Annotated in this window: 31 protein-coding genes and 1 other RNA gene; 21 read left to right on the top strand and 11 right to left on the bottom strand. The window is 66.8% G+C overall.

Annotated elements, in window-relative coordinates:
- Positions 1-12: 12 nt before the first annotated feature.
- Positions 13-483 carry a universal stress protein gene (locus L2D01_12660; protein WBQ09732.1) on the bottom strand — a complete coding sequence of 157 codons (471 nt, stop codon included), beginning with the start codon at positions 481-483 and terminating at the stop codon, positions 13-15.
- A gap of 57 nt (positions 484-540) precedes the next feature.
- Here L2D01_12660 and L2D01_12655 point away from each other — a divergent pair, with 57 nt between their 5' ends.
- Positions 541-1140 carry a hypothetical protein gene (locus L2D01_12655; GenBank protein WBQ09731.1) on the top strand — a complete coding sequence of 200 codons (600 nt, stop codon included), beginning with the start codon at positions 541-543 and terminating at the stop codon, positions 1138-1140.
- Here the strand turns inward: L2D01_12655 and L2D01_12650 are convergent.
- A complete protein-coding gene (locus L2D01_12650; protein ID WBQ09730.1) occupies positions 1083-1868 on the bottom strand; it encodes a hypothetical protein in 786 nt (261 codons plus the stop codon). The two genes, L2D01_12655 and L2D01_12650, sit on opposite strands and share 58 nt — an antisense overlap.
- Positions 1865-2809 (bottom strand): glutathione synthase, encoded by a 945-nt coding sequence (gene gshB, locus L2D01_12645; GenBank protein WBQ09729.1) that lies wholly within the window; start codon positions 2807-2809, stop codon positions 1865-1867. The genes L2D01_12650 and gshB overlap by 4 nt, the downstream gene beginning before the upstream one ends.
- Before the next feature lie 238 nt (positions 2810-3047).
- Here gshB and L2D01_12640 point away from each other — a divergent pair, with 238 nt between their 5' ends.
- From L2D01_12640 to L2D01_12625, 4 genes are all read left to right on the top strand, one after another.
- Positions 3048-3299, top strand: a complete 252-nt coding sequence (locus tag L2D01_12640; GenBank protein WBQ09728.1) for a helix-turn-helix domain-containing protein — start codon at positions 3048-3050, stop codon at positions 3297-3299.
- A complete protein-coding gene (locus tag L2D01_12635) occupies positions 3299-4627 on the top strand; it encodes a type II toxin-antitoxin system HipA family toxin (GenBank protein WBQ09727.1) in 1329 nt (442 codons plus the stop codon). The genes L2D01_12640 and L2D01_12635 overlap by 1 nt, the downstream gene beginning before the upstream one ends.
- A 71-nt stretch (positions 4628-4698) precedes the next feature.
- The gene (locus L2D01_12630) at positions 4699-5640 is read left to right on the top strand and encodes an alpha/beta fold hydrolase (protein ID WBQ09726.1); all 942 of its coding nucleotides are present in this window, start codon (positions 4699-4701) and stop codon (positions 5638-5640) included.
- A 95-nt stretch (positions 5641-5735) separates the two neighbouring features.
- Positions 5736-6098 carry a hypothetical protein gene (locus L2D01_12625; GenBank protein WBQ09725.1) on the top strand — a complete coding sequence of 121 codons (363 nt, stop codon included), beginning with the start codon at positions 5736-5738 and terminating at the stop codon, positions 6096-6098.
- 222 nt (positions 6099-6320) lie between these two features.
- Here L2D01_12625 and cysQ read toward each other — a convergent pair whose 3' ends face one another.
- Positions 6321-7115 carry a 3'(2'),5'-bisphosphate nucleotidase CysQ gene (gene cysQ / locus L2D01_12620; GenBank protein ID WBQ09724.1) on the bottom strand — a complete coding sequence of 265 codons (795 nt, stop codon included), beginning with the start codon at positions 7113-7115 and terminating at the stop codon, positions 6321-6323.
- Between the two features lie 57 nt (positions 7116-7172).
- Positions 7173-8525 (bottom strand): phosphoglucosamine mutase, encoded by a 1353-nt coding sequence (gene glmM, locus L2D01_12615; GenBank protein ID WBQ09723.1) that lies wholly within the window; start codon positions 8523-8525, stop codon positions 7173-7175.
- 135 nt (positions 8526-8660) lie between these two features.
- Between glmM and L2D01_12610 the strand changes: the two genes are divergently transcribed.
- The 6 genes from L2D01_12610 (at position 8661) to fsa (ending at position 11817) form a co-directional block, all read left to right on the top strand.
- A complete protein-coding gene (locus tag L2D01_12610) occupies positions 8661-8996 on the top strand; it encodes a DUF4164 domain-containing protein (protein WBQ09722.1) in 336 nt (111 codons plus the stop codon).
- The gene (gene zapA, locus L2D01_12605) at positions 8993-9364 is read left to right on the top strand and encodes a cell division protein ZapA (protein WBQ09721.1); all 372 of its coding nucleotides are present in this window, start codon (positions 8993-8995) and stop codon (positions 9362-9364) included. Before L2D01_12610 ends, zapA begins: the two co-directional genes overlap by 4 nt.
- Before the next feature lie 34 nt (positions 9365-9398).
- A non-coding RNA gene (gene ssrS / locus L2D01_12600) (6S RNA) lies at positions 9399-9558 on the top strand.
- A gap of 23 nt (positions 9559-9581) precedes the next feature.
- A complete protein-coding gene (locus L2D01_12595) occupies positions 9582-10157 on the top strand; it encodes a 5-formyltetrahydrofolate cyclo-ligase (GenBank protein ID WBQ09720.1) in 576 nt (191 codons plus the stop codon).
- Positions 10158-10255: 98 nt separating this feature from the next.
- Entirely contained in the window at positions 10256-11026 is a 771-nt protein-coding gene (locus L2D01_12590; GenBank protein WBQ09719.1) for a ferredoxin--NADP reductase, read from the top strand.
- Positions 11027-11160: 134 nt separating this feature from the next.
- Positions 11161-11817: a fructose-6-phosphate aldolase gene (fsa, locus tag L2D01_12585; protein ID WBQ09718.1), complete on the top strand. Its 657-nt coding sequence runs from the start codon at positions 11161-11163 to the stop codon at positions 11815-11817.
- A 17-nt stretch (positions 11818-11834) separates the two neighbouring features.
- On the opposite strand, the gene L2D01_12580 is transcribed toward fsa, so the two are convergent.
- The 4 genes from L2D01_12580 to L2D01_12565 all read right to left on the bottom strand — a co-directional run bounded on the left by L2D01_12580 (position 11835) and on the right by L2D01_12565 (position 15663).
- Complete coding sequence (locus L2D01_12580) at positions 11835-12815, bottom strand: acetyl-CoA carboxylase carboxyltransferase subunit alpha (protein ID WBQ09717.1); 981 nt, start codon at positions 12813-12815, stop codon at positions 11835-11837.
- A gap of 109 nt (positions 12816-12924) precedes the next feature.
- Entirely contained in the window at positions 12925-13854 is a 930-nt protein-coding gene (locus tag L2D01_12575; GenBank protein WBQ09716.1) for a site-specific tyrosine recombinase XerD, read from the bottom strand.
- Complete coding sequence (locus L2D01_12570; protein ID WBQ09715.1) at positions 13851-15521, bottom strand: hypothetical protein; 1671 nt, start codon at positions 15519-15521, stop codon at positions 13851-13853. The genes L2D01_12575 and L2D01_12570 overlap by 4 nt, the downstream gene beginning before the upstream one ends.
- Position 15522: 1 nt before the next feature.
- Positions 15523-15663, bottom strand: coding sequence for a hypothetical protein (locus L2D01_12565; GenBank protein ID WBQ09714.1), 141 nt, complete (start codon positions 15661-15663; stop codon positions 15523-15525).
- 115 nt (positions 15664-15778) lie between these two features.
- Here L2D01_12565 and L2D01_12560 point away from each other — a divergent pair, with 115 nt between their 5' ends.
- The 5 genes from L2D01_12560 (at position 15779) to L2D01_12540 (ending at position 20236) form a co-directional block, all read left to right on the top strand.
- Positions 15779-16339, top strand: a complete 561-nt coding sequence (locus tag L2D01_12560) for a shikimate kinase (GenBank protein WBQ09713.1) — start codon at positions 15779-15781, stop codon at positions 16337-16339.
- On the top strand, positions 16336-17439 hold the full coding sequence (gene aroB, locus L2D01_12555; GenBank protein WBQ09712.1) for a 3-dehydroquinate synthase: 1104 nt from the start codon (positions 16336-16338) through the stop codon (positions 17437-17439). Before L2D01_12560 ends, aroB begins: the two co-directional genes overlap by 4 nt.
- Positions 17436-18728 carry an HlyC/CorC family transporter gene (locus tag L2D01_12550; GenBank protein WBQ09711.1) on the top strand — a complete coding sequence of 431 codons (1293 nt, stop codon included), beginning with the start codon at positions 17436-17438 and terminating at the stop codon, positions 18726-18728. The genes aroB and L2D01_12550 overlap by 4 nt, the downstream gene beginning before the upstream one ends.
- A 123-nt stretch (positions 18729-18851) precedes the next feature.
- Positions 18852-19421, top strand: a complete 570-nt coding sequence (locus L2D01_12545; GenBank protein WBQ09710.1) for a thioredoxin family protein — start codon at positions 18852-18854, stop codon at positions 19419-19421.
- Positions 19418-20236 (top strand): PhzF family phenazine biosynthesis protein, encoded by an 819-nt coding sequence (locus tag L2D01_12540; GenBank protein WBQ09709.1) that lies wholly within the window; start codon positions 19418-19420, stop codon positions 20234-20236. The genes L2D01_12545 and L2D01_12540 overlap by 4 nt, the downstream gene beginning before the upstream one ends.
- Before the next feature lie 187 nt (positions 20237-20423).
- Here the strand turns inward: L2D01_12540 and fliP are convergent, their stop codons facing one another.
- A complete protein-coding gene (gene fliP, locus L2D01_12535; protein WBQ09708.1) occupies positions 20424-21221 on the bottom strand; it encodes a flagellar type III secretion system pore protein FliP in 798 nt (265 codons plus the stop codon).
- Positions 21218-21616 carry a flagellar biosynthetic protein FliO gene (locus L2D01_12530; GenBank protein ID WBQ09707.1) on the bottom strand — a complete coding sequence of 133 codons (399 nt, stop codon included), beginning with the start codon at positions 21614-21616 and terminating at the stop codon, positions 21218-21220. Before L2D01_12530 ends, fliP begins: the two co-directional genes overlap by 4 nt.
- Before the next feature lie 166 nt (positions 21617-21782).
- Here L2D01_12530 and flgB point away from each other — a divergent pair, with 166 nt between their 5' ends.
- The 5 genes from flgB to L2D01_12505 all read left to right on the top strand — a co-directional run bounded on the left by flgB (position 21783) and on the right by L2D01_12505 (position 25417).
- Positions 21783-22193, top strand: coding sequence for a flagellar basal body rod protein FlgB (flgB, locus tag L2D01_12525; protein ID WBQ09706.1), 411 nt, complete (start codon positions 21783-21785; stop codon positions 22191-22193).
- 24 nt (positions 22194-22217) lie between these two features.
- A complete protein-coding gene (flgC, locus tag L2D01_12520; protein ID WBQ09705.1) occupies positions 22218-22631 on the top strand; it encodes a flagellar basal body rod protein FlgC in 414 nt (137 codons plus the stop codon).
- Positions 22632-22641: 10 nt separating this feature from the next.
- A complete protein-coding gene (gene fliE, locus L2D01_12515) occupies positions 22642-22947 on the top strand; it encodes a flagellar hook-basal body complex protein FliE (protein ID WBQ09704.1) in 306 nt (101 codons plus the stop codon).
- A 113-nt stretch (positions 22948-23060) separates the two neighbouring features.
- A complete protein-coding gene (locus L2D01_12510) occupies positions 23061-24479 on the top strand; it encodes a circularly permuted type 2 ATP-grasp protein (GenBank protein ID WBQ11644.1) in 1419 nt (472 codons plus the stop codon).
- The gene (locus L2D01_12505; GenBank protein WBQ09703.1) at positions 24479-25417 is read left to right on the top strand and encodes an alpha-E domain-containing protein; all 939 of its coding nucleotides are present in this window, start codon (positions 24479-24481) and stop codon (positions 25415-25417) included. Before L2D01_12510 ends, L2D01_12505 begins: the two co-directional genes overlap by 1 nt.
- Positions 25418-25427 lie beyond the last annotated feature (10 nt).

Below are 25427 nucleotides of genomic sequence, written 5' to 3'. Positions count from 1 at the left end.
TGGCGGCTGGCCTCAGGCCAGCGCCTTGAGCTGATCGCGCGTCAGGCCGGCGGGCACCACTGTCACCGGGATCACCCGGGCGTCGAACAGGCCCTTGCCGCGCCCCAGCGCGCTGACCAGCGGGCCGGGACCATCGCCGTCGCCCGCCGCGCCCAGCACCAGGATGGCGATGGCGTCGTCGGTCTCGATCAGTTTGCGCAGCTCGTCCAGCAGGACGCCTTCGCGCAGAATCACTTCGGGCCGTGCGCCCATGACCTCCTCGACGTCTTCGGCCAGGCTCTCCAGCGCGGTCTCGGCATTGTGCAGCGCCTCGGCGCGCATGGCGTCGCCGACGCCCAGCCACAACTCGCCCGAGCTTTCCACCTGCGCCACGGCCAGGATGGTCACCGCGCCATCGGTATTGCGCGCCCGGCGCGCCGCAAAGTATGCAGCCACACGGCTCTCATCAGAGTCGTCTGCGATCACGAGGAATTTGCGCGCCATGGTCATGATGCTGACGCTGCCCTGTTCGCCCGTTCAGGGCAAGCCCGGGCGCACGTCATGAGCGCGCGCGGCCCGGTCATCATGCTCGAGGATCGCCGCTCGCCGCTGGCGCGCACGCGCACGGTGAGCCTCTATCCCGACCGCATCGATCTGTCCGATGACGGCGCGCTGGCCCGGCGCATTGATCTGTCCGCCATTACCGAAGTGCGCCTGACCGTGGAGCCGGCGCCCGGCGCCGGGACCGGCGCGCTGGTGGTGTGCCGCGTGCGCGCCGGGTCCAAAGAGATCGCCTTCGGCTCGCGCCGTCTGAAGCCCGATGGCGGCTGGAGCGATGAGGGCTATGCCTTCCGCAAGGCGATCATCGCGCTTCACACCGCTTTGCGCCCGCGCGCGGGAGAGATCGCCTTTCGCGAGGGGCCGTCCCTGCGCACCCGGCTCATCCTGTTCAGCGCCGGGCTGGCCATGGTGATCGGGGCGGTCGGTTTTACCGGATACATGGCTCTGGCGCGCAATGCCGGCCTGCTGGCGGTGATGGGCGCGCCGTTCGCGCTGATCGGCGGGGCGATTGCGTGGATGTACCGGCCGCGCCGCGACCAGGCCTATGACCCCGACGCGCTGATCCAGCGGTTTTCGGGAAAGACCGCCGACAGGGCCTGATCGCGCGCGTCGCGCAGGCCCGCGTCCGACACATTTTCCAGCACGAACCGGTCCACGGGCAAATCCAGGTCCAGCGCCTCGATCGCCATGGACTGGGCCTCCCACTGCCCGCCTTCGGGCCAGCCGCACCCCGTTGAAGGAAAAGCGGAGACCCGCAGCGGCAAACATCCACTGAGACAGGCATAGGCCTCGAACGGCGCCCTCACTGCCGGCGGCGCGTCGATGGGGGCGATCGGCACGCCGTCATAGACTGCGCCGCGATCTTCCGTGGCGTTCATGATGGCGTAGTCGCGCGCGCTCAGCAGTGTCGCCCACACCCGCGCCGTTCCGCCCGGACGCGCCACCAAAGTGGCGGGCACCGAGCCGTATTCGGCCAGCCGGTTGGCGTAGGCGACGATATGGTCGGGCACGGTGATGGGGATGACCAGAATCGCCACGTCATCAAGATGCGCGGCGAATTTGCGCCGCAACTGGCCCGGCGCGGCGTTGGAGCCGACAGCGGCCACGGCGTGATAGGCGCCGGCTTCATAATCGCCAAGCTGACCCGGCGTCAGCAGATCGCCCAGCGCCATGTCGTCGCGTGCTGCATGCACCCGCCACTGCGCGAACGCACCCTCGGTCGAGGTGATCGCCCAGCTGGCCCCGTTCAGGAACACGAAGGCCCGCCTGGGCCGCGCAAACGGATAGCTCAGCGCCCATTGCAGGCGCAATGTGGCCTCATCGATCATGTCCGCTTTGCTTCGATCCAGTCGGCGATCAGGGCCGAACCGTCCACGCCGGAAAACCGCCGCAGCTCCTGCAGGCCGGTTGGCGAGGTGACGTTGATCTCGGTGAGATAATGTCCGATCACATCGATTCCGACGAACACCAGGCCCCGGCGTTTCAGCTCCGGGCCGATCATGGCGCAGATCTCCAGATCGCGCTCGGTGAGCGTCGATTCCACCGCCTTGCCGCCCACATGCATGTTGGCGCGCACCTCGCCCTCGGCCGGGATGCGGTTGATGGCCCCGATGGGCTCGCCATCGATCAGGATCACCCGCTTGTCGCCATTGCGCACGTCTGGCACGAAGGCCTGGGCCATCAAAGGATCGCGGCTGACCTGCTGGAACATCTCCACCAGAGAGGCGAGATTCTCCGCCGTCTCGCGGATGCGGAACACGCCCGCCCCGCCATTGCCGAACAGCGGCTTGACCACGATGTCGCGGTTATGGCGCTCGAAAAAGGCGCGGATTTCCTTTTCATCCGACGTAATCAGCGTCGGCGGCATCAGCCCCTCGAACATGGTCACGAAGAGCTTTTCCGGCGCATCGCGCACATGGCGCGGATCATTGACCACCAGCACCTCGGGCTGAAGATGCTCAAGGATATGCGTCGAGGTGATGTAGCTCATGTCAAAGGGCGGGTCCTGGCGCAGGAAAACCACGTCCACACCATGCAGATCCAGCACCGCCGGCTGCGCCAGGCGCACATGATCGCCCTGCAAGCGCTGCAAATGCTCCACCCGCCGCGCCAGCGCCCGCACCCGCCCGTCCTCGAACGTCAGGTGACGCGGCTCATGCACCCACAGCTGATGCCCGCGATTGAAGCATTCGAGCGCAATATCAAACGTGGAATCCCCGTTCACATTCACATGAGTGATCGGGTCCATCTGGAAGGCGATCTTGAGCATTGGCATGTCTCCTGACGGACCGGCGGGCGAACTGGCGGGCGCGCTGCGCTAGAGGTAGGCGATGGCGCGCCCCGGGGGAAGGCGCAGCACGCGGGCGAGGGCAGGGGGGAGATGGTTTGTGCGATTCGGAGCATAATTCACGTTTATGCGATTTATGGCATAATGTGAAAGTATGCTATAAATCACATATTGTAAATTTATGCCATTTATCGCATAATGGTGTTGAGGAGATTCTGGTATGAATGCGCTCGCGCGATCGCCCAAGCAAATGGGACAAATTATTCAGAGGCGCCGGAAGGCTCTGGGAATGAGCCAGACCGAGCTCGCTTCGAGAACTGGCGTGCGCCAGGAGCTCATCTCCCGGATTGAAGGCGGCCACGATGGCGCGAAGCTCAGCACAATCTGCGATCTGCTCGCAGCGCTCGGCCTCGAAATGACAATTGCCCCCCGCTCCAAGAGCTCATCGGCTGACATTCGGGATATCTTCTAATGGGCCGCCGCAAGGCGCATGCGCCATTAAATGTGCTCATCAACAATCGCCAAATCGGGCGGCTGGAAAAAGACCCGAGCGGTGCGATCAGCTTCCAATACGATGATAGCTGGCTGAATTTTCCCAGACACTTTCCCGTCTCTCTGTCCCTTCCACCTCGACCCGAGCCATATCGGGGAGAAGGGGTCATCGCAGTGTTCGACAATCTTCTCCCGGACAATCCTGATGTGCGGGGTCTGGTGGCGGCCAAAACCGGCGCGCAAGGGACAGATGCCTACAGCCTTCTGGAGCAGATCGGCCGAGACTGCGTGGGGGCCATGCAGTTCATTCCCGATGGCCGCAGCGTTGACGCCATGGCGCCTGTGTCCGGTGAGGCGGTATCGGATAGGGAGATCGAACAGATACTCGCCAACCTTGCGCGCGCGCCGCTAGGCATCAATCTGGAACAGGACTTCCGGATTTCTGTCGCCGGAGCGCAGGAAAAAACGGCCCTTCTGCATCATGAGGGCCGCTGGAAACGCCCCGCCGGCACGACGCCGACCACGCATATCCTGAAGCCGCAAATGGGCGAGATACCAACCCCGGATGGTGTAGTTGATCTTTCAAACAGCGTCGAAAACGAGCACTACTGCCTGAAAATCATGGAAGGGTTCGGCCTGCCGGCTGCCAAGACCGAGATCGCCACCTTCGGCAAGCGCAAGGTTCTTGTCATTGAGCGCTTTGACCGCGAATGGCGAGATCAGGATCACATTCTTCGCCTGCCACAGGAGGACTGCTGCCAAGCGCTCTCCATCCCCTCAAGCCGGAAATACCAGAGCCATGGCGGCCCTGGCATTGTCGATATCCTCAAGCTGCTTGGCGGGAGTGACGAACCCTCACGCGATCAGGCGGCCTTCTTCAAAAGCCAGATCATTTTCTGGCTCATCGGCGCGCCCGACGGGCATGGCAAGAACTTCAGCATCTTCTTGCGGCCCGGCGGACGTTTCGAGCTGACACCGTTTTATGATGTGCTGACTGTTCAGCCAGCTGTTGACGCCAAGCGCATTCGTCACAACCAGTTCAAGGCCGCGATGTGCGTCGGGAATAGCCGCAAATACGAAATCCTGCGCATTCACGGACGCCATTTCGTGGAGACCGCCAGACAGGCCGGGCTTGGCCCCGCCATCATCCGCGAGGTTGTCGATGAGGTGATGCGCGATGCAGCGCGCGCACTGGACAGCGCCCGGCGCGCCATGCCGCACGATTTTCCCGCAGACCTTGTCCACTCCGTTGAAACTGCGGCGCTGGGGCGCCTCAATCAGCTGAAGACCGCCTACGACGCATTCTAGCGTCAAGCGCTGGACTCCCTCCTTCGCCGCCCGCAAGCTGGCGTGTGTCGCCTCGAGGGGGAGGGGAGGGCGTGGAGTTTCAGGGCTGGATCGAGGCCGGGCTTGCCCTGTGGGCCGGGCTTCCCGGCTGGGTTCAGGGCGCGGCGCTGACGCTGCTCGGCGTGTATGCGCTGTGGGCGGTTTTGTATCTGGCCCAGCGCCGCCTGATCTATTTCACCGATCCCACCCGCATCGCCCCGGCCGAGGCCGGCCTGACGCGCGCGCGGGAGATTGAGCTCAAGACAAGCGACGGCCAGACCCTCGTGCTCTGGCGCGCCGACCCGGCTTATGAGGGCGCGCCGCATATCCTTTACCTCCACGGCAATAGGCGCGCGCTGTGGCGCCGGGCGCGCTTTTTCCGCATGTTTCTGGCCGCTGGCTGGGGCTTCACGGCGCTGGCGCACCGGGGCTTTAACGGCTCCACCGGACGGCCGGGTGAGCGGGTCAATGTGGCCGATGCACTTTTTACCCTGGACCAGATCGCGGCAGATGGCGTCGATCCCCTGCGCGTGGTGGTCTATGGCGAATCCATGGGATCGGGCACGGCCATCCAGGTCGCCGCCGCCCGCGCCGTGGGCGGGGTGATCTTGCATGCGCCCTATGACAGCTTCCGCGATATCGTGCGCGCGCGCACCGGCTGGCTGCTGCCGCGCGCCTTGTTCCGGGAGCGGTATGATTCCATCCGCCAGATCGGGCGCGTCACAGCGCCGATCCTGTGGCTCCACGGCGATGATGACCGGGTGATCCCGCTCAGCCGCGGGCGGCGCCTCTATGACGCGGCGCGCGGGCCGAAATATGCCGCCCTGGTCAGGGGCGCGAACCATTTCGGCATCTACACCCAGCAGGTGTTCAACCAGCATATCCGCTTTTTCTGCGAGAGCGTGGCGCGCGCCAGCGCCGATCCCCGTGCAGAAGGCGAGATGAGCGTCATCGACCCGGTCCTGCCCAGCGAGGATGCAAGGCCGGAATTATAGCCGGTTGCAAATGCCTGTCTGAAGGGGCTCAAATCAGGGTCAAAGCTACAACTATTAATCCAGGCGGAGACATGCCCCGATTTCCAGCAAGGCGCTTGGCTGATCTCCCCGCTGACGTCATCAACAGAGCGCTTGGGCTGGAGCTTGACGCGGCGCCTGTCTGGATGAGCAAAGCCGCACACAGGCACATCGCGCTGGATCATCCGGAAGACTATCCGCAGATCATTGGCCGGCTGGGAGAGGTCATTTCTCGCCCAGCCTATGTGGGACAGAAGCCGGGCATCTCGGACAATTTCTATGTGGTCCGTAATTTGCGCGACGTTTCATCCCCAATCCTCGTCGCTGTAGGGATCGGACTGAGCAAGTTCGGCACGTACAATCTGCGCAGTGCGTACTGCATTTCCATGGAGGACGTTGACCGCTACCGGCAGAGCGGCCACTTGTTCATCGTGAAATGAAAAAGGGACCGCCAAGCGATCCCTTTTAGAACTTGAGCGCGACGCCAATCGCGATCTCTCGGCTCGAAGCCTCTACCCTTTCGGGTGTGTGGGGTGGCTGTTCCCACCTCTCAAGTCACTTTGGATAATAGAACAAAGAGGCATCAATTTCAATAAAATTCAGCACGCCTGACGCCTCGGGCGTCTGTCCTCACGGGTGCGGTCAGCCTGCGAGCGTCAGGCTCACCTCGGCCCGTGCGCCCAGGCCACGAAGGGTCCGTTGAGATAGTCCGTCTCGGTCTTGCCGTAGAGGAAGGGTCCGCCATCGGGGCGCGTTACTGCGCCGCCGGCCGCGATCAGCACGGCATGGCCCGCGCCCGTGTCCCACTCCTTGGTCGGACCAAAGCGCGGATAGACATCGGCGGCGCCTTCCGCCACCCGGCAGAATTTCAGGGAGGACCCGGCGCTGACCGTGTCGGTCACGCCGAGCTTTTCGGCGAAGCGCCGCGTCTCTTCATCGGCGTGGGAGCGGCTCATCACCGCCGTCAGGCCGCCTGTGGGCGCAGGGCGTGTGCGGATGGATTGGGCCGCAGCCGGATCAAAGCTCGCGCCGGGCGCCAGGGACGCTGATGCCGCCTCGCGCCCGCCCAGCCAGATGCGCGACAGGGCCGGGGCGTAGACGCAGCCGGCGACCGGAACGCGATCCCGGATCAGGGCGATATTGATGGTGAACTCATCATTCTTGTTGATAAATTCCTTGGTGCCGTCCACCGGATCGACCAGCACGAACTCGCCTGCGATGTCCGGGCGCAGCCCGGCCTCGAAGCTTTCCTCGGCCAGCACCGGCACGCCGGGCAGCACGCCGGCCAGTTCATGCAGGATCACATCCTCGGCGCGCCGGTCCGCCTCGGTCACCGGCGAGCGGTCGGCTTTCTGATCGGCGGTGAATTCGGTGGCGTAGACCTCCATCACCGGGATCGCGGCGCGCGCGCAAATGGCGGCGAAGACCCGGGCGAGCCGGTCGGCGTCAGTCATCATGTCAGTCCCCCAAACCCCAAATTGTCCGTATGCGGCGAGAAGGGCGTCCGGCGCCCGTCAGGCGCGCGAGGCTGCCGTCACGGCGGCGCAGATATCGTCCACGACATTGACCACCAGCTTGCGGTCGCCCTCGGCCATCACGCGGATCAGCGGCTCGGTGCCCGATTTGCGCACCAGAAGGCGGCCCTTGCCATTAAGCCGCGCCTCGCCCGCAGAGATGGCGGCCTGCACCGCCTCGGCGCCCAGCGGATCGGCGCCGGGCGCATAGCGCACGTTTTTCAGGATTTGAGGCGCCGGGGTGAACACGCGCAACAGGTCGCTGGCCTTCTTGCCCGAGCTGACCAGCAGGGACAGCACCTGCAGCGCGGCGATCAGCGCATCGCCCGTGGTGGCGAAATCGCTGAGCACCAGATGGCCTGACTGCTCGCCGCCCAGATTGAAGCCGCCTGCGCGCATGGCCTCGACCACATAGCGGTCGCCCACCTTGGCGCGCTCCATCCTGATCCCGGCGTCGGCGAGGGCTTTTTCCAGCCCGATATTGCTCATCACCGTGGTGACGACCGTGTCATGGGCGAGGCGTCCCGACTCCTTGAAGGCCAGCGCGATCAGGCCGATCAGCTGGTCGCCATCGATGATTCGCCCGGTCTCGTCGCACACGATCAGCCGGTCCGCGTCGCCATCAAAGGCGATGCCGATATCGGCGCGGTATTTCAGCACGTGCTCGGCCATGGTCAGGGGCGAGACCGCGCCGCAATCTTCGTTGATGTTGAAGCCGTTGGGATCGGTATTGATCGGGACGACGTCGGCGCCCAGCTCCCACAGCACGCGCGGGCCCACCTTGTAGGCCGCGCCATGGGCGCAATCGACCACGATGCGAAGGCTCGACAGGCGCATGGAGCGCGGGAAGGTCGCCTTGACGATCTCCATATAGCGCGCGGCCGCGTCGTCCACCCGCTTGGCGCGCCCAAGATCAGGCGGGGCGGCCAGCGCCTCGGCCGGATCGGCCTCCATCAGCGCCTCGATCTCCAGCTCGGCGGCGTCATCCAGCTTGAACCCGTCGGGGCCGAACAGCTTGATGCCATTGTCCTTGTACAGATTGTGCGAGGCGGTGATCATCACGCCCAGATCCGCGCGCAGCGAGCGTGTCAGCGTGGCCACCGCCGGAGTTGGCACCGGACCGAACAGCGACACATCCATGCCCGAACTGGTGAAGCCGGCGGTCAGCGCGTTTTCCAGCATATAGCCTGACAGGCGGGTATCCTTGCCGATCACCACCGAATGGCGCCCGCCATTGGACCGGCGGAAATAGCGCGACGCCGCCATGCCCAGGCGCAGCGCCGTCTCCGCGGTCATGGGAAAACTGTTGGTCTCGCCGCGCACGCCGTCCGTACCGAAATAGCGCTTGGTCATGCCGCACTCCGCCCGTGATGGCCAAAGGCCGTATCGCCGTTATGCACGGCCCGCAAGACCGGCGCCAGAGGCGGGTCTGCGCGCCGCCCTCACGCATCGCTTGAACTTTCCCCCGCAAAAGCGGATTTTGTTTCCATGAGCGAGCCGGTTCCTGCCGAAGACGATGATGTGCTGGCCCAGTCGGCTGCGCGCCTGGAGCGCGCCGTGGCGGCGGCGTCTGCGCGCATGGACGAGCTGGTGCGCCGCGCCGGCGCGGCGGGCGACGAAGCCCATGCCGCACGCAACTCCGATGATGACCGCGCGCGTTTGGCCCAGGCGCTGGATGAGGCGCGCGGCCGCGAGGCGGAGCTGACGCAAGCTGCGCGCGAGGCGGGCGAGGCGCTGGACGAAGCCATGATCGAACTGACAGCCTTGCTGGCCGGCGCCGGAACCGGTGATGACGAAGCCGATGATCCGGAGGACGGGGCGTGAGCAAGGTCACGATCTCCCTCAATGGCCGCGCCTTCACCATTGGCTGCGAGGACGGCCAGCAGGCATACTTGCGCGAGCTGGCCGCCCATCTCGACGGGCATGTGCGCGAGCTGTCCGAGCGCGTGGGCCAGATCGGCGATGTGCGCCTCTTGCTCATGGCCGCCCTGATCGTCGGCGATGAATTGCGCGAAGCCCAGGGCCGCGTCGAGGCGCTGGAAGAGAGCCTGACCGACACGCGCGGACGCCTGTCCCAGGCCGAGGCGCGCCGCCGCGCCGACCGGGCGCGCGCCGCTGAAGCCATCAACGCCGCCGCCGCCCGGCTGGAGGCGCTGGCCTCTGATTCGCCGGGCGATGAGCAAGACGCTTGAGCCCGGCGCGGTTCAGGCCCATCTTCATCAGTGGCGGTCGCTCGTTCGTGCGCCAGGCCTTAACATCCCGAGGACCTTACCTCTCTGTGAGGGAGCTACCTCTGGCGCGGACCGTGGTCCGTGTCACGCGGCGCCCACCTGATTTATCAGGTCATCAGGGACGGAAAACGGTCAGCGGCGAAACCGGCGCCGCCACCTATTTTGCATGGAGCCGGCCATGCTGATGCAATGGCGCAAGCAGCGCGCCCGCGCCGCCGCGCTCAAACGCCGGGCCGCCGCCCACGCTGGCGATCCCGAGGCGGGCCGGCGCCTGGCCGACCATTTCCCCGACTGTCTCTGGCCGAAGCTGCACAGCGTGGTGGCCGGCTATCACGCCGTACGCAGCGAGATCGACCCCGCCCCCCTCATGGAGACCTTCTGGTGCGAACAGGCGCGCCTGGCGCTGCCTTGCGTCACCGCCCCGGACGCGCCGCTGGCGTTCCGCGCCTGGGCGCCGGGGGACGCGTTGGAAACCGGCGCCTATTCCATCGCCTGTCCGCAGCCGCGCGCGCCGGTCCTGACGCCCGATCTCGTGCTCGTCCCCCTGCTGGCCTTTGACCATATGGGCCGGCGCCTCGGCTATGGCGGCGGGTTTTACGACCGCACCATCGCTGCGCTGCGCGCCGCCGGAGACGTGCAGGTCGTGGGCCTCGCCTATTCCGCCCAGCGCCTCACCCGGGTTCCCAGCGCCGCCCACGACATGCGCCTCGACTGGATCGTCACCGAGCATGGGGCGCTGAAAGCGGGCGCCTGACCCCCTGCGACACAGTGAGGCGGTTGGCAACAGCGCGGCGCGCGCCGTAAAACCACCCTTAGCGGGGAACTTCCCAGACAAGACCGGAAGGATGGGCGATGGCGGCGGTGACGGAACAGACGGTGTTGTCGGTGCGCCATTATACAGACCGCCTCTTCGCCTTCCGCGTCACACGCCCGCCCAGCTTCCGCTTCCGCTCGGGCGAGTTTGTGATGCTGGGGCTGATGATCGACGGCAAGCCGCTCCTGCGCGCCTATTCCATCGCCAGCCCGTCCTGGGACGAGGAGCTGGAGTTTTTCTCCATCAAGGTCCCCGGCGGCCCGCTCACCGAGCACCTCCAGCACATCCAGCCCGGCGATACGATCCTTCTGGGCACCAAGTCGGTCGGCACGCTGGTTCATGACGCCCTCCTGCCGGGCGAGCATCTCTATCTCCTCTCCACCGGCACCGGCATTGCGCCCTTCGCCGCCGTGGTGCGCGATCCCGAGACCTATGAGCGCTTTTCCAAGGTGATCCTCACCCATACCTGCCGCCAGGCCGCCGAGCTCACCTATGGCGTGGAGCTGGTCGCCGCCGCCAAAGCCGATGAGCTGGTGGGCGAGATGGCGAGCGCCCAGCTCATCCACTACCCCACCACCACCCGCGAGCCCACCGCCCGCATGGGCCGCATCACCACGCTCATCGAGACCGGACAATTGTTCGAGGATCTGGGATTTGCCCCCTTCGACCCCGCCCGCGACCGGGTGATGATCTGCGGCTCCATGGACATGCTCGCCGACCTCAAGACCCTGTGCGAAGCCGCCGGCCTCGAAGAAGGCGCCAATTCACGCCCCGCCCACTACGTGGTGGAAAAGGCGTTTGTGGGGTAGGGGCGGTTGCCCTGATCACTCCGGGTGCCCTGCCTCCAAGGTCAGGAACAACTCGAGAGCACCCCGTTTGCCAAATCGTCATGCTCTCCCGATAAGACGGGGCTCGTAACGCCGCCCTCGCGATGGAGCCCGCCATGCAGATTTTTCTCGATACCGCCGATATCGACGCCATCCGGGAACGCGCCCATTCGGGGCTGGTGGACGGGGTGACGACCAATCCGTCCCTGATCGCGGCGTCGGGCGCGGATATTTTCGAGCGCATCGCTGAAATCTGCGACGCGGTCGACGGGCCGGTCAGCGCCGAAGTGGTGGCCACGGATTTTGAGGGCATGCTGGCCGAGGGGCGCAAGCTGGCGGCCATCGCGCCCAATGTGGTGGTCAAGCTGCCGCTCACCGTGGACGGCCTCAAGGCCTGTCACATCTTTGCGGGCGAGGGCGTGCAGACCAATGTCACGCTGTGCTTTTCCATCAACCAGGCCCTGCTCGCGGCCAAGGCGGGCGCCAGCTATATCTCGCCCTTCGTGGGCCGGGTGGAGGATATGGGCGGGGACGGGCTCGACCTGCTGATGGGTATTCGCGAGGTCTATGACCAGTTCGGCTATGAGACCGAAGTGCTGGCGGCGAGCCTGCGCTCGCCCGCCCATGTGGAATCAGCCGCGCGGGTGGGGTGCGATGTGGTGACCATCCCGCCCAAAGTGTTCGACGCCCTGATCAAACACCCGCTCACCGATGCCGGGCTGGAGGCGTTTCTGGCCGACTGGAAGAAGACCGGGCGCAAGGGTCTGGTCTAGGGGGGCTGGTTTAGGCGTTACGCCTCGCCCAGCGACCGTCCGATGGCGAGGAAGCGCTCGCGGCGGCGCTTGCGAATCTCCGCCGGATCGAGACCGTCCAGATTGGAAAGCGCCGCCTCGATGGCGTCGCCCACGCGCGCAATCGTCCCGGCCCGGTCACGATGGGCGCCGCCCAGCGGTTCGGGGATGATGGAATCGATGATTTTCAGCTCGATCAAATCCTGCGCCGTGATCTTCATGGCCATGGCGGCATCGCGGGCCTTGGCGCCGTCGCGCCACAGGATGGAGGCGCAGCCCTCGGGCGAGATCACCGAATAGATCGAATGTTCCAGCATGATCACGGTGTTGGCCGAGGCCAGCGCCACCGCGCCGCCTGATCCGCCTTCGCCGGTGATGACCGAGATCAGAGGCGTGCCCAGGGTCAGGCAGCGCTCGGTGGAGCGGGCGATGGCTTCGGACTGGCCGCGCTCTTCGGCGCCCACGCCGGGATAGGCGCCGGCGGTGTCCACCAGCGTGATCACCGGCAGGCCATAGCGCTCGGCCAGATCCATCAGGCGGATCGCCTTGCGGTAGCCTTCGGGCCGGGCCATGCCGAAATTGTGCTTGATGCGGGTCTGGGTGTCGTGGCCTTTCTCATGACCCATGATCACCGCCGGACGGCCCCTGAAGCGGCCCGTGCCACCCACAATGGCGCAGTCCTCGCCAAAGCGCCGGTCGCCGCTGAGTTCTTCAAAATCGGTGACCAGCGCATCGAGATAATCGCTCAGGTGCGGGCGTTCGGGATGGCGCGCGACCTGGGTCTTGCGCCACGCATCCAACTTTGAATACAGGGTTTTCAGCTGATCGGCCGACTTCTGGCGCAGCTTGGCGACTTCTTCGGCGGCGTCGGGCGCATCGGCGCCGCTGCGCGACAATACGCCCTGCAGCTCCTCGATCTTGGCGTCGAGCTCGGCGATGGGGCGTTCGAAGTCGAGATAGGTGCGGGTCGGGTCAGACATGAGCCGTCCTGGACAAGCGCTGATACAGATAAGTGCGTGCAAACTATAGCCCGCCTGCGCCAGGCGCAATCGCTGCGCGCGGCGGGCTTTCACGGGGAGTTGACGCGCCTCACTCGGCCTTGCGCGCCAGCGGGTGCGCGTCGTGGACCAGGCGCGTCAGGCGCTCTTCCAGCACATGGGTGTAAATCTGCGTCGTGGACACGTCGGCATGGCCCAGGAGGAGCTGCACGCTGCGCAAATCCGCCCCGTGAGCGAGCAGATGCGTGGCGAAGGCGTGGCGCAGCACGTGGGGGCTGACGCGTTCAGGGTCGAGCCCGGCGGCCAGCGCGATCTCTTTCAGGACCTGCGCAAACCGCTCACGGGTCAGATGCCCGGCGGCGCCCGTGCCTGACGGGAAGAGATGACGCTCGGCCTTGGCGCGCGTCGGCGCGGCCTTGCCCGGCAAATGCTCAGGCCGCACCAGCTTGTAGGCAGCCACCGCCTCCAGCGCCGCATCGGTGAGCGGGACCAGCCGCTCGCGCCCGCCCTTGCCGGTAATGATCACGCAGCGCTCGGCGCGCGCAAACGCCGCCAGCGGCAGGCCCACCAGCTCGGTGACCCGCAACCCCCCGGCATAGAGGAGTTCCAATAGCGCCCGCGCCCGCACGCCATTGGCGCCGGGCAGCGCATCGGCGGCGTCAAACAGCGCCTCCACATCGGCTTCGCTCAGCACTTTGGGCAAGGGGCGCGGCAGTTTCGGGCCGGACAGGCCCGACGCCGGATCATCCGCGCGCAGGCCTTCTTTCAGGAGGAAGCGGTAATAGCGCTTCAGCGCCGACAGGCGCCGCGCACCCGTGGCCGGCGCCAGACCGTCGGCGGCGATGCCCGCCAGCAGAGTTTCCAGATCGGGCGTCGACGCGGTTTCAAGCTTTGCGCCGCGCGCGGCCAGGCGCTCAGTGCAATCATCCAGATCACGGCGATAGGCGTCGAGCGTGTTGCGCGCCGCGCCCCGCTCGGCGGCCATCATGTCGAGGAACAGCGCGATTGAGCGCCCGCTCACGCCGCCTCGTCCAGGATCAGCTCCAGCACAAAGCGCAGCGCCTCCAGGCGCAGGCCCGCCCGGTCCAGCGCCAGCGCCGCGCCGGCGCAGGCTTCAGGATCGCGCCCGCCCTGCTCGATCAGGCGCGCGGCATGCAGCTGGGTCTCGCCTTTGGCGCCCGCCACTGCGGCCAGCAGGGCTGGCACGATCAGCGGCGCCGGGGCGTCGGGATCACGCACCAGCCCGGTCATGGCGGTGCGGATGGCCGCGCCGTCATCGGCGCCCAGCGCGATCAGCGCTGCGGCCTGGCACAGGCGCGCCGGGCTCGGCGTCTCCATGCGTGCGGCCAGCAGGGCTTCAAAGCCCGGCCCGGTGATTTCGCCGGTGGCCACAGCGCGGGCGAAATCCACCGCCACCAGCACGCGCGGCGGGGGCGGGGTCCAGTCGATCTCCGGCTCGGGATTGGCCGCAGAGGGCGCGTTGGCGTCGATTTCATCGGGGAAGGCATTGCCCGGCCCGTCGTCGAAATCGAGGCGGAAGGCGTCCTGCGCCAGCGGGGCGGGCCGCGGCGGCCCGCTCATCATGGCTTCGCGCCAGGCATTGGCGGCGATGATGTCGTCGGCGGCCAGCGCGGCCAGCACGAAGCGCGCGCCATGGGCCAGCGTATCGCCGGTGATAGGCAGGTCAGCGACCTCCATGCCATAGGCGCTGGCGGTCTCGACAAAGCCGCCATTGCGCGCCGCATCGGCCAGCGCAATGGCCAGCGCTTCGGCGGCGATCTCGCGGTCAATATCCTGCTGGATCAGCGCGCCCAGCGCCGCGGCGCGCAGCGCGCCCTCCATTCCTTCAGCCGCCTCCAGCGCCTCGCCCAGATCTTCGGGCAGGGCGACGGTCTCGCCGGTGCGTTCGGCGGCGCGCTTGAGCCAGCGCGGCGCGGCGTCACCGGGGATGATGCGGGTGTCGGGCGCCAGATGCTCGGCGATCGCCAGCTGCACCCCGCTCATCGGCGCAGCGTTGTCCGGCAGGCCGCGGCCCAGCGCCAGCGCATCGAACAGACTCTCAAACGCCGGGTTGGCGGCCTGGGCGCGGGCAAGCTCCGCGCTCAGCTCGGCCGCGGCGATATTGCCGGCAAACGCCTGGCACGCTGCGCGCACGCGCAGCCAGTAGGCGGTCTCGCGCCCGTTCACCAGCGTGTCGGCGATGCGGCAGGCTTCGTCCCGCCGCCCCAGCGCAAAGGCGGTTTCGGCATAGAGACGCGACAGCGGCGCCGATTCATTGGTGCGCGGCGTGCGCGAGAGCAGGGTGTGCACCGGTTCGGCCCGGCCCGCCGCCAGCGCCCGTCCCGCCCGGCGCGCCGCCAGCTCATGGTCGCCGCGCGCGCCTTCCGGCGGCGTTCCGGCGCTCAGCAGGGCGCGCAAGGCCAGGCGCGCCGCCGCCGGTGAGCGCCAGCCCGGCCCGCCGCTTTCGGGCAGCACATCCAGAATGGCGCGCAGCGCGCGCGCATCACCCGACGACCACACATCGCTTTCCAGCGCGCCGCCCGGCGCGCCGACCTCGAACGGATCGGTCACCGCCAGCTCGCGCATTTCAATCGGCGCGCGCGGCTGCTGCTGGGCCAGCGCGGCAGGCGCGCCCAGCGTCAGAGCCAGCGCACAGGTCAGGACAGGCGCAACACCCTTCAAGCTCATGTCAGAGCCCCAGCTCTTCGCTGACATCGGTGCGGATCTCGCCCGGTTCCGGCGCGCCGGACTCGGCGATCACCAGAAGGGCGACGAACCCGCCCCCGGCGATCAAAATCACCGCCACCAGACCCACCAGAAAACCCCTCATAAGCCGCCGCCTCCATCGCGAAATTGTAGATATCTCAATAAAGCAGGAGATTGGGGCGTTTTCCAGACAGGCGCACCGATTGCGGCGCCGGCCCGCGCTGGCGTATAGACACTCCATGACCCAGGCCGATCCCCTGCGCGACCTTGCGCGCCCCGTCGTGCTGGTCGGACTGATGGGCGTGGGCAAGACCACGGTCGGACGCCGGCTGGCCGCACGCCTCAACCGCCCCTTCGTGGACGCCGATGAAGAGATCGAGCGCTCGGCGGGCCGTCCCATCCCTGAAATCTTCGCCGATTTCGGCGAAGCGGCGTTCCGCGACGGCGAGCGCCGGGTGATCGCGCGCATCCTGGAATCGCCCAAACCGATGGTGTTGGCGCTGGGCGGCGGCGCCTTTGTGCAGGAGGCTGTGCGCGAGGTGGTGAAAGCCGCCGCTGTGTCGATCTGGCTGCGCGCTGATCTTGATACGCTGATGGAGCGGGTCGGCCGGCGGCCCGGCGCACGGCCCCTGCTGGAGACCGAAGACCCGCGCGAGGTGATGGCCCGCCTCATCGAGGCGCGCGCGCCGGCCTATGGCGAGGCCGACATCATCGTGGACAGTGCAGCCGGCTCCCACGACGCGACCACCCAGCGCGTGGTCGAGGCGCTCCAAGGCTGGATGGAGACGGCGGGCTCATGACCTGCCTCACCGTCACCGTCGCGCTGGGCGCGCGCAGCTATGACGTGCTGATCGGCGCGCGCGCGCTGGAGGCGGGCGCAGGCCAGCTGGCGGCGCACTGTCCGCGCGGCCGGGCCCTGATCGCCGCTGACAGAAACGCGCTGGCCCAACATGCCGGCCGCCTGGAAGGCGTTCTGGCCGGCGCCGGCCTTTTGCCGGTCATCTGTGAGATCGACGGCGGCGAGGGCGCCAAGACCTGGGCCGGGCTGGAAACGCTGGTCGACTGGATGCTCGATCAGGGCATGGAGCGCGGCGAGGCGCTGATCGCCTTTGGCGGCGGCACCGTCGGCGATCTCGCCGGTTTCGCGGCTTCAGTGATGAAGCGCGGCTGCCCGTTCGTGCAAATCCCCACCACCCTGCTGGCCCAGGTGGACAGCTCGGTGGGCGGCAAGACCGGCATCAATACCCGTCACGGCAAAAATCTCGCCGGCGCGTTTCATCAGCCGTCTCTCGTGATCGCCGATACCGGCTTTCTCGCCACGCTCCCCCAGCGCGAAATCCGCGCGGGCTATGCCGAGATCGTCAAGGCCGGGATGATCGCCGACCGGGCCCTGTTCGAGCGTCTCGAAGCGCTGGGACCCAAAGCGCTGGAGGGCGATGCGCTGACTGAAGCCATCGCCGACGCCGTGGCCTTCAAGGCGCGCATCGTGGCGGGCGACGAACATGAGCGCGGCGCGCGCGCCTTGCTCAATCTGGGCCACACCTTCGCCCACGCCTTCGAGGCGGAAGCCGCCAAAGGCGCGCTGATCCATGGCGAGGCGGTGGCCGCCGGTCTGGTGCTGGCGATGCGCTATTCAGTCCGGCTGGGCGTATGCCCGCGGGCCGATGCCGATCGCGCTGAAGCGCATATCGCCGCCGCCGGCCTGCCCGCGCGCATCGCGAACCTGCCCGGCGGGCCGTTTGACGCCGCCCGGCTGGTGGCGCGCATGGGGTCTGACAAGAAGAATGCCGGCGGCGCGATCACGCTGGTGCTCGCGCGCGCCCTGGGCGGCGCGTATATCGTCCCCGGGGCCGACCGGGCTGATCTGGAACGCTTCCTTCAAGAGGAGATTGAACGGTGACGATCGTATTGGAACCCTGGATGATCTGGGCGGGCCTTGTCATCGTCTTCCTGCTGGCGTGCTCGGCCTTCTTTTCAGGCTCGGAAACCGCGCTGACCGCCACCTCTCGCGCGCGCATGCTGACGCTGGAGAAGGATAAAGATCACCGCGCGGCCCGTGTGAACCGGCTGATCGCCGACCGTGAAAGCCTGATCGGCGCGATCCTTTTGGGCAATAACATGGTCAATATCCTGGCCTCCTCCATCGCCGCGGCGGTGTTCCTGGCGATGTTCGGCGATGCCGGCGTGCCGGTGGCCACGCTGGTGATGACGCTTCTGGTGCTGATCTTCGCCGAGGTGCTGCCCAAGACTTACGCCCTGTCCAACCCGGACCGGCTGGCGCTGATCGTGTCCTTGCCTTTGCGCTTCTTCGTGCTGGTCTTCGCGCCGGTGGTGGCGGCGGTGCAGGCGGTGGTGCGCACCACGCTGCGCCTGCTGGGCGCGCGGGTGGAGGGGCCGGTGCTCTCAGCGCGCGAGGAGATTCGCGGCCAGATCGATCTGCACCACCAGGAAGCCTCGCTGGTCAAATCGGACCGCGACATGCTGGGCGGCGTGCTGGATCTGGGCGATTTGAGCGTCGTGGACATCATGGTCCACCGCAAGAATTTGATCATGCTCGATTTCGACGCGCCCAATAATCTCATCGTTGAAACGGCGCTGCACAGCCCGCACACCCGCCTGCCGCTCTATCAGGGCGACACCGAGAACATCGTCGGCGTGCTGCATGTGCGCGATCTGGCCCGGGCCTTGCGCCAGGCCGGCGGCGATCCCGAAGGGCTCGACATCCAGGCCATCATGCGCGAGGCCTGGTTCGTGCCCGAGACCACCCCGGTGCAGGACCAGTTGTCGGCTTTCCGCACCAAGCGCGAGCACTTCGCCCTGGTGGTGGATGAGTATGGCGCCCTGATGGGCGTGGTGACGCTGGAGGATATTCTCGAAGAGATTGTCGGCGAGATTCAGGACGAGCACGATGTCACCCCGGCGGGCGTGGCGCGCACCGCCGACGGCTTCGTGCTGGTCGATGGCGCCACCCCGATCCGCGACGTCAACCGCGCGCTGGACTGGGACTTGCCCAATGAGGAAGCGGTGACCATCGCCGGTCTGGTGATCCATGAAGCCCAGACCATCCCCGAAACCGGTCAGGTCTTCCGCTTCCACGGCGTGCAGTTTGAAATCCTCGAACGCAAGCGCAACCAGATCACCCGCCTGCGCCTGAAGGCCGATCCGGGCCAGAGCGATGCGGGGCTGTAGAAGGCGATCATTGAGCTTTGCTAAATCATGGGTAAGGGCGGCTTGGCTTGTTATGGTGCAGCGCACAGTTAGGTGACACGGGATGATCAGGCCGCACTGCGGCCGTTTCCCGGAGACCGCGCCATGCGCCTTGCCGTGCCCGCCTTGCTCGCCCTGACCCTCACCCTGGCCGCTTGCGGCGGCGATACCGGAGACCGCGTCATCGAAACCCCCGCCATCCCCGACGGGATCGCCTTCGAGATCCTGGACAATGCCTACGCCGAAGCGCCCCCGGCCATGGCCGCGCTGGACGCGGCGTTCGAAACCGCGGCGCGCGAGAACAAGCGCGTGCTGGCGATCTTTGGCGGCGACTGGTGCCCCGATTGCCGCATCTTTGGCGGCATGCTGACCATTCCGGCGATGGCCGAGTTCGTCGACGCGCATTTCGTGGTGGTGAAGATCGACGCCGAACGCACCGGCGAGCTCAATGCCGACGCCATCGCCCGCTTTGGCTATGAGGATGGCCTCACCGGCTATCCCACCGTCGTGGTGGTCACGGCGGACGGTGAGGTGGTCAATCGCGCCGACGCCGCGCAGTGGCGCACCGCCCGCGAGCGCCGCCCTCAGGAAGTCGCCGACTGGCTCACCGCCCTCGTCACCGCGCCTGTGCCCGCAGATGCTGGCCGGGTCGACACCGGCGCAGGCGGCGCATGATCAGCCTGCCTTACGCCGAGCTGCACGCCTTCCCCGACGGGGACGCGCCCCATACCGGCAATCCGGCGGGCGTGATGGTGCTGAGCGCGCCCATGAGCGACGCGGACCGGCTGGGCATCGCCTCGTCGAACAATCTGTCCGAGACGGCGTTCCTCGAAGCCTCGGGCGAGGCGGATCTCTGGCGCCTGCGCTGGTTTACGCCCGGCGTGGAGGTGGATCTGTGCGGCCACGCCACCCTGGCCAGCGCCGTCTGGCTGTTTGAAGAGGGCCATGTGGCGGGCGATACGGCGCGGTTCGACACCCGGTCAGGTATTTTGAGCGTCACCCGCGCAGGTATCGACCGCTACGCCATGGATCTGCCGGCGATCGGGTATAAGCCCGCCGATGCAGCCCCGGAGGCGATCGCCGCGCTCGGCGCCGGCGCGCCGGAGGCCGCCTTCGACATCGAGCGCGTCCACGGCGCGCGCTATCAGATGCTGGTCTATGGCGACGAAGCGATTGTGGCCGGCCTGCGCCCGGACATCAGTGCGCTCAAGGCTGCCGGGATCAATGTCATTGCTGCCGCGCCGGGCGCCAGCGCCGACGTGGTCTCACGCTTCTTCGCACCCGCCAGCGGCGTCGACGAAGACCCCGTCACCGGCTCGGCCCACGCCACCCTCGCCCCCTACTGGGCACAGCGCCTTGGCCGCCAAACCCTCACCGCCCGCCAGATCGGCCCCCGCCCCGGCGCGCTGGAGATGACGCTGGGCGGGAATGGCCGCGTGACGCTGACCGGGACCGCGAGGCGGTATCTGGATGGGGTGGTGCGGGTTTAGGGGGGCGCCGTCCTTCATCTCCCCCCGCTTGCGGGTGGGGTGAGACGCGAAGCGTCGAACGCGCGAAGCGGCGAGGGGGGGTGCGGCAGAGCGTTCATTCTCAGCCCTCGCAGATGCGTCATTCCCCCCTCCGGCCCTACGGGCCACCTCCCCCGCAAGCGGGGGAGGATAAGCAGCCCCACCCCACCTACCCAGGCGGCGGCACCACACTCAGATCAAAGCTCTGCACCAGCGAGCCGACCACCAGGCGCCAGCCATCCACCAGCACGAAGAAGATCAGCTTGAACGGCAGCGAGATCACGATGGGGGGCAGCATCATCATGCCCATGGACATGAGGATGGAGGCCACCACCAGGTCGATGATCAGGAAGGGGATGAACAGCAGGAACCCGATCTCGAACGCCCGGCGCAGTTCTGAAATCATGAAGGCCGGGGCGACCACCTGGAAGGGGATGGCTTCGGCGTTTTCCGGCTCGATCCCGGCGATGGAGATGAACAGCGCCAGATCATCCTCGCGGGTCTGCGCGAGCATGAAGGTTTTCACCGGCGCAGTGGTGGCGGTGAACGCCTCGCCGGTCTCCATCTGGCCGTCGATATAGGGCGACAGGCCCTGCTCCCAGGACTGGGTGAAGACCGGCGCCATGATGAAGGCGGTCAGGAACAGCGCCAGCGAGATGAGCACCGCATTGGGCGGGCTCTGCTGCAGGCCGATGGCGGTGCGCAAAAGGCTCAGCACCACCACGATGCGCACGAAGCTCGTCGTCATGATGATGATGGACGGCGCCAGGCTGAGCACCGTCAGAAGCACGATGAGCTGGACCACCCGCTCGGTCAGGCCGCCGCCTTCCTCGCCCAGATCAATGCTGATCGCCTGCGCGTCCGCCGCGCCGGCGGCCAGCGTCACAAGAACGAGGCCCAATGACACATAAAGCGCCGCTTTGAACACATGGCCCCACCCGCTTGACCCCGAAAACCCCGGTTTCATGGCTGGCTGTCCCCGGCTCTGCGGGCCGCGCTATCCGCATCGCTGTCCATGTCGGGGTCCGGTTCGCTATCCACGTCCGGAGCGGATTCAAACACCGGCTCGAATACCGGTTCGGGCGGGGCGGGGCGGGTGTCGAGCACTGTCTCGCCCGACGCGCCCAGCAGCACCACGTGTTCGATGCCGTCCGCGCGCACGATCACCACGCGCCGGCGCGGGTCGAGCAGCAGGCTTTCGCGGATGCTGAGGCGGCGGGCGCCGCGCGCGGGCTGCAGATTGACCAGGCCGGAAAACCCCGACGGCAGCCAGCCCTTGCGCAGAATCACCCAGAACCCGCCGAGCAGGCCCAGCACCAGAATGAGTGCTGCGAAAAAGCGTATGAAATCAACCTGATCCACGCCTGCGCCTTGCCGATTGAAACCCTGCCGCCGCGTCCGCGCGGCTCGCGCGCACGCCGGGACAGTCCAAGGCCTAGCGGGAGTCGGCCCATCGGTTAAGCCTGTCTTAACCGGCGCGCGAGAGGGTTAACGCCACAGTCAAACTCCAGAACGGAGCGAGGCGCTCATGCGCTCAGACGACATTCCGCTTCTGTCCATGTTGCGCGAGGCGATGGGCTTCCACGCCGCGCGTCAGCGCACGCTGGCCCAGAACGTCGCCAATGCCGACACGCCCGGCTTCACCCCCTCGGACCTGTCGCGCGCGTCTTTCGAGCAGGCGCTGGAGGGACGGGCGCGTCCGAGCGCGGGGCTGCAGCGCACCGATGCGCGCCATATCGCCGGCCAGGCGGACGCGGCGGGCCGCTTCCGCACCGAGCGCACGCCCGACAGCGAAACCACGGCCAACGGCAATTCGGTGGTGCTCGAAGAACAGATGGCGCGCGCCAGCGAGACGCGCATGCAATACGAAACCGCCGTCAGCCTGTACCAGAAAAGCCTCACGCTGATCCGCATGGCGGCGCGCGGGCCCGGCGCCTAAGTCCCTGACAAGGAGGTCTGATCCATGGACCGCTCCCACGACGTTCTGCACATCTCCGCCTCGGGTCTGCGCGCGCAATCGGCGCGCATGCGCATCATTGCGGAGAATCTGGCCAACGCCGATTCTGCGGCGCAAACGCCCGACGCCAATCCGTACCAGCGCCAGATCCCGGTGTTCCGCGCCGAGCTCGACCGCGAAACCGGCGCGCAGGTGGCCCGCATGACCGATGTGCGCCTGGACGACCGCGATTTTCGGTCGGTCTACCAGCCCGGCCACCCGGGCGCGGATGACGAGGGCTATGTGCGCTATCCCAATGTGTCCTCGCTCATCGAACTCATGGACATGCGCGAGGCCCAGCGCAGCTATGAAGCCAATCTCACCATGATCGAAGGCTCGCGCCGCATGCTGGAGCGCACCCTGGATCTGCTGCGCCGCTAGGAGTTAACCCATGGATCTCGCCGCTCTCCGCGCCTATGCCCAGGCGGCCCAGGCCGCCAGCGGCGCCGCCGCGCCCGCGCCTGCGCCCACAGGTGAATCGAGCGGTTTCGCCAGCCTCGTCACTGACGCGGTCAGCGCGCTCCAGACCAGCGTGGCGGCGGCTGAAACCCAGTCCACACAGGCCGTCATGGGCCGCGCGGAACTGACCGATGTGGTCACCGCCATGGCCGCGGCGGAAGTCCAGCTGGAAACCGCCATCGCCGTGCGCGACCAGGTGATCCGCGCCTATCAGGAAATCATGCGCATGCCGATCTAGGGGCTGGCGCGCCGATCCTGATATGGCCTCCCAACTGCGCCGCATTGCAACATTTTCATTGCAGTGACCATGGCATGACGCCCACACTCTGAGGGAGCCAGAGGCAGGGTGTGATGTTTTTCGATGAAATGACCGGGCATGGCGGCGCCGGCGAGGTGCGTGACAGCTATCGCGCACTGTCAAAATGGCTCGCGGACTCGCCGCCCGATCTGCTCGAAGCGCGCTCCCGGCAGGCGGAATTCTTTTTCCGGCGCATGGGCATCACCTTCGCGGTCTATGGCGAGGCCAACGCCAGCGAGCGGCTAATCCCGTTCGACATCGTGCCGCGCATCCTGTCAGCCTCCGAATGGCTGCTGCTGGAAGCGGGGCTGGTGCAGCGCGTGGCGGCGCTGAACCTGTTCCTCAAGGACATTTACGGTGCGCAGGACTGCATCCGCGCCGGGATCATCCCGGCCGACATCGTGCTGACCAATCCCCATTTCCGGCCCGAGATGACCGGCCGGCGCCCGCCCCAGGATGTCTGGGTGCATATCGCCGGCGTCGATCTGGTGCGCACGTCTGAAGATGCGTTCTACGTGCTGGAGGACAATGCGCGCACGCCGTCGGGCGTGTCCTACATGCTGGAAAACCGCGAAATGATGATGCGGCTCTTTCCCGACCTGTTCAGCGAATACCCGGTGCGGCCGGTGGAAAACTACACCGACATGCTGCTGCACTCGCTCAAGACCTGCGCGCCTGACAGCGCCGCCAAGGATCCGAGCGTGGTGGTGCTGACGCCGGGGCCTTATAATTCAGCCTATTACGAGCATTCTTTCCTGGCCGACAAGCTGGGCGTGGAGCTGGTGGAGGGCTCCGACCTCTATGTCGACGATGCGCGCGTCTACATGCGCACCACCGAAGGCCCGCGCAAGGTGGATGTGATCTATCGCCGGGTGGATGACGACTTCCTCGATCCGCTGACTTTCAATCCTGACAGCGCGCTGGGCGTGCCCGGCCTCATGCTCGCCTATCAGGCGGGCCATGTGACGCTGGCCAATGCGGTGGGGACCGGCGTCGCCGACGACAAGGCGGTCTATACCTATATGCCGCAAATCATTCGCTTTTTCACCGGCGAAGACCCGATCCTGCACAATGTACCGACCTGGCGCTGCCGCGAACCGGACGCGCTCAAGGAAGTGCTCTCATGCCTTGATGAGGTGGTGGTCAAGGAGGTGGGCGGCTCAGGCGGCTACGGCATGCTGGTCGGGCCGGCGGCGACGAAGGATGAAATCGAAACCTTCCGCAAAAAGCTGATCGCCGACCCGGCCGCCTTCATCGCCCAGCCGACCCTGCAGCTGTCCACCGCGCCAACCCTGTGCGGCTCGCAATTGTCAGGGCGCCATGTGGATTTGCGCCCCTTCGTGCTGACCGGCCCGCAGGGCGTACAGGTGGCGCCGGGCGGCCTGACCCGGGTGGCGCTCAAAGAAGGTTCGCTGGTCGTCAACTCAAGCCAGGGAGGCGGCACCAAGGACACCTGGGTGCTGGATGTGTGATGCTCTCTCGCACCGCTGATAGCCTGTACTGGGTCGGCCGCTATGTGGAGCGGGCCGACTTCCTCGCCCGGATTCTGGAATCAACCTTGCGCCTGTCATCGGTCCCGTCGCGCGACGGCGAAGTGGACGCCGCTTGGCACAGCGCTTTGCATGCCGCCGGGGTCCGAGGCGCGTTTGACGCCAGCGAGCGCCGTGTCACGGACATGTCCGTGCGGGAGTATCTGGCTTTCTGTCCCGACAACCCGTCCTCGATCTCCAACTGCATCATCAGCGCGCGCACCAATGCGCGCTCGGTGCGCACGGCGCTGACCGTGGAGCTGTGGGAGGCCATAAACGGAAGCTGGAACGCGCTTGAGGAGCAGGGCCAGCCGACCCAGCGCGCCGAGTTCGCCGAGTTTCTGGGCTGGGTGAAATCGGTCACCCTGCTGGTCGAGGGGGCGGCCAGCCGCTCCATGCTGCGCAATGACGCCTACTGGTTCCTGCGCCTGGGCTCGGCGCTTGAACGCGCCGACAACACCGCCCGTCTGCTGGACGCCAAATACCATCTGCTCCTGCCGGAGGGCGAGCCGGTGGGCGGACAGCTGGATTATTTCCAGTGGACCACGCTCTTGCGCCAGGTGTCGGCCCTGACCGCCTATCGCTGGGTCTATCGCGACAGCGTCAAGCCCTGGCTGGTGGCTGATCTTCTGGTGCTGAACCGGCAAATGCCGCGCTCCCTGGCTGCGTGTCAGGCGTCCATCGTCGAGTATCTCGAGCATCTGGCGGCCGATTACGGCCGGCGCGGACCGGCCCAGCGCCTGGCCGCGGCCCGGCTGGGCAAGCTGGAGGAAGCGTCCATGAAAGTCATCTTCCAGTCCGGCCTGCATGAATACATCGAAGACTTCCTCGCCGAGAACGCGAAGCTGAGTCAGGCCGTCACCGAGCAATACCTGACCTGAGGAGGGTCCT

The sequence above is a fragment of the Hyphomonadaceae bacterium ML37 genome (assembly GCA_027627685.1).
Classification (GTDB): Bacteria; Pseudomonadota; Alphaproteobacteria; order Caulobacterales; family Maricaulaceae; genus Oceanicaulis.
Note: the sequence above shows the minus strand (reverse complement) of the source record. Positions and strands in the feature narration are given on the sequence as shown.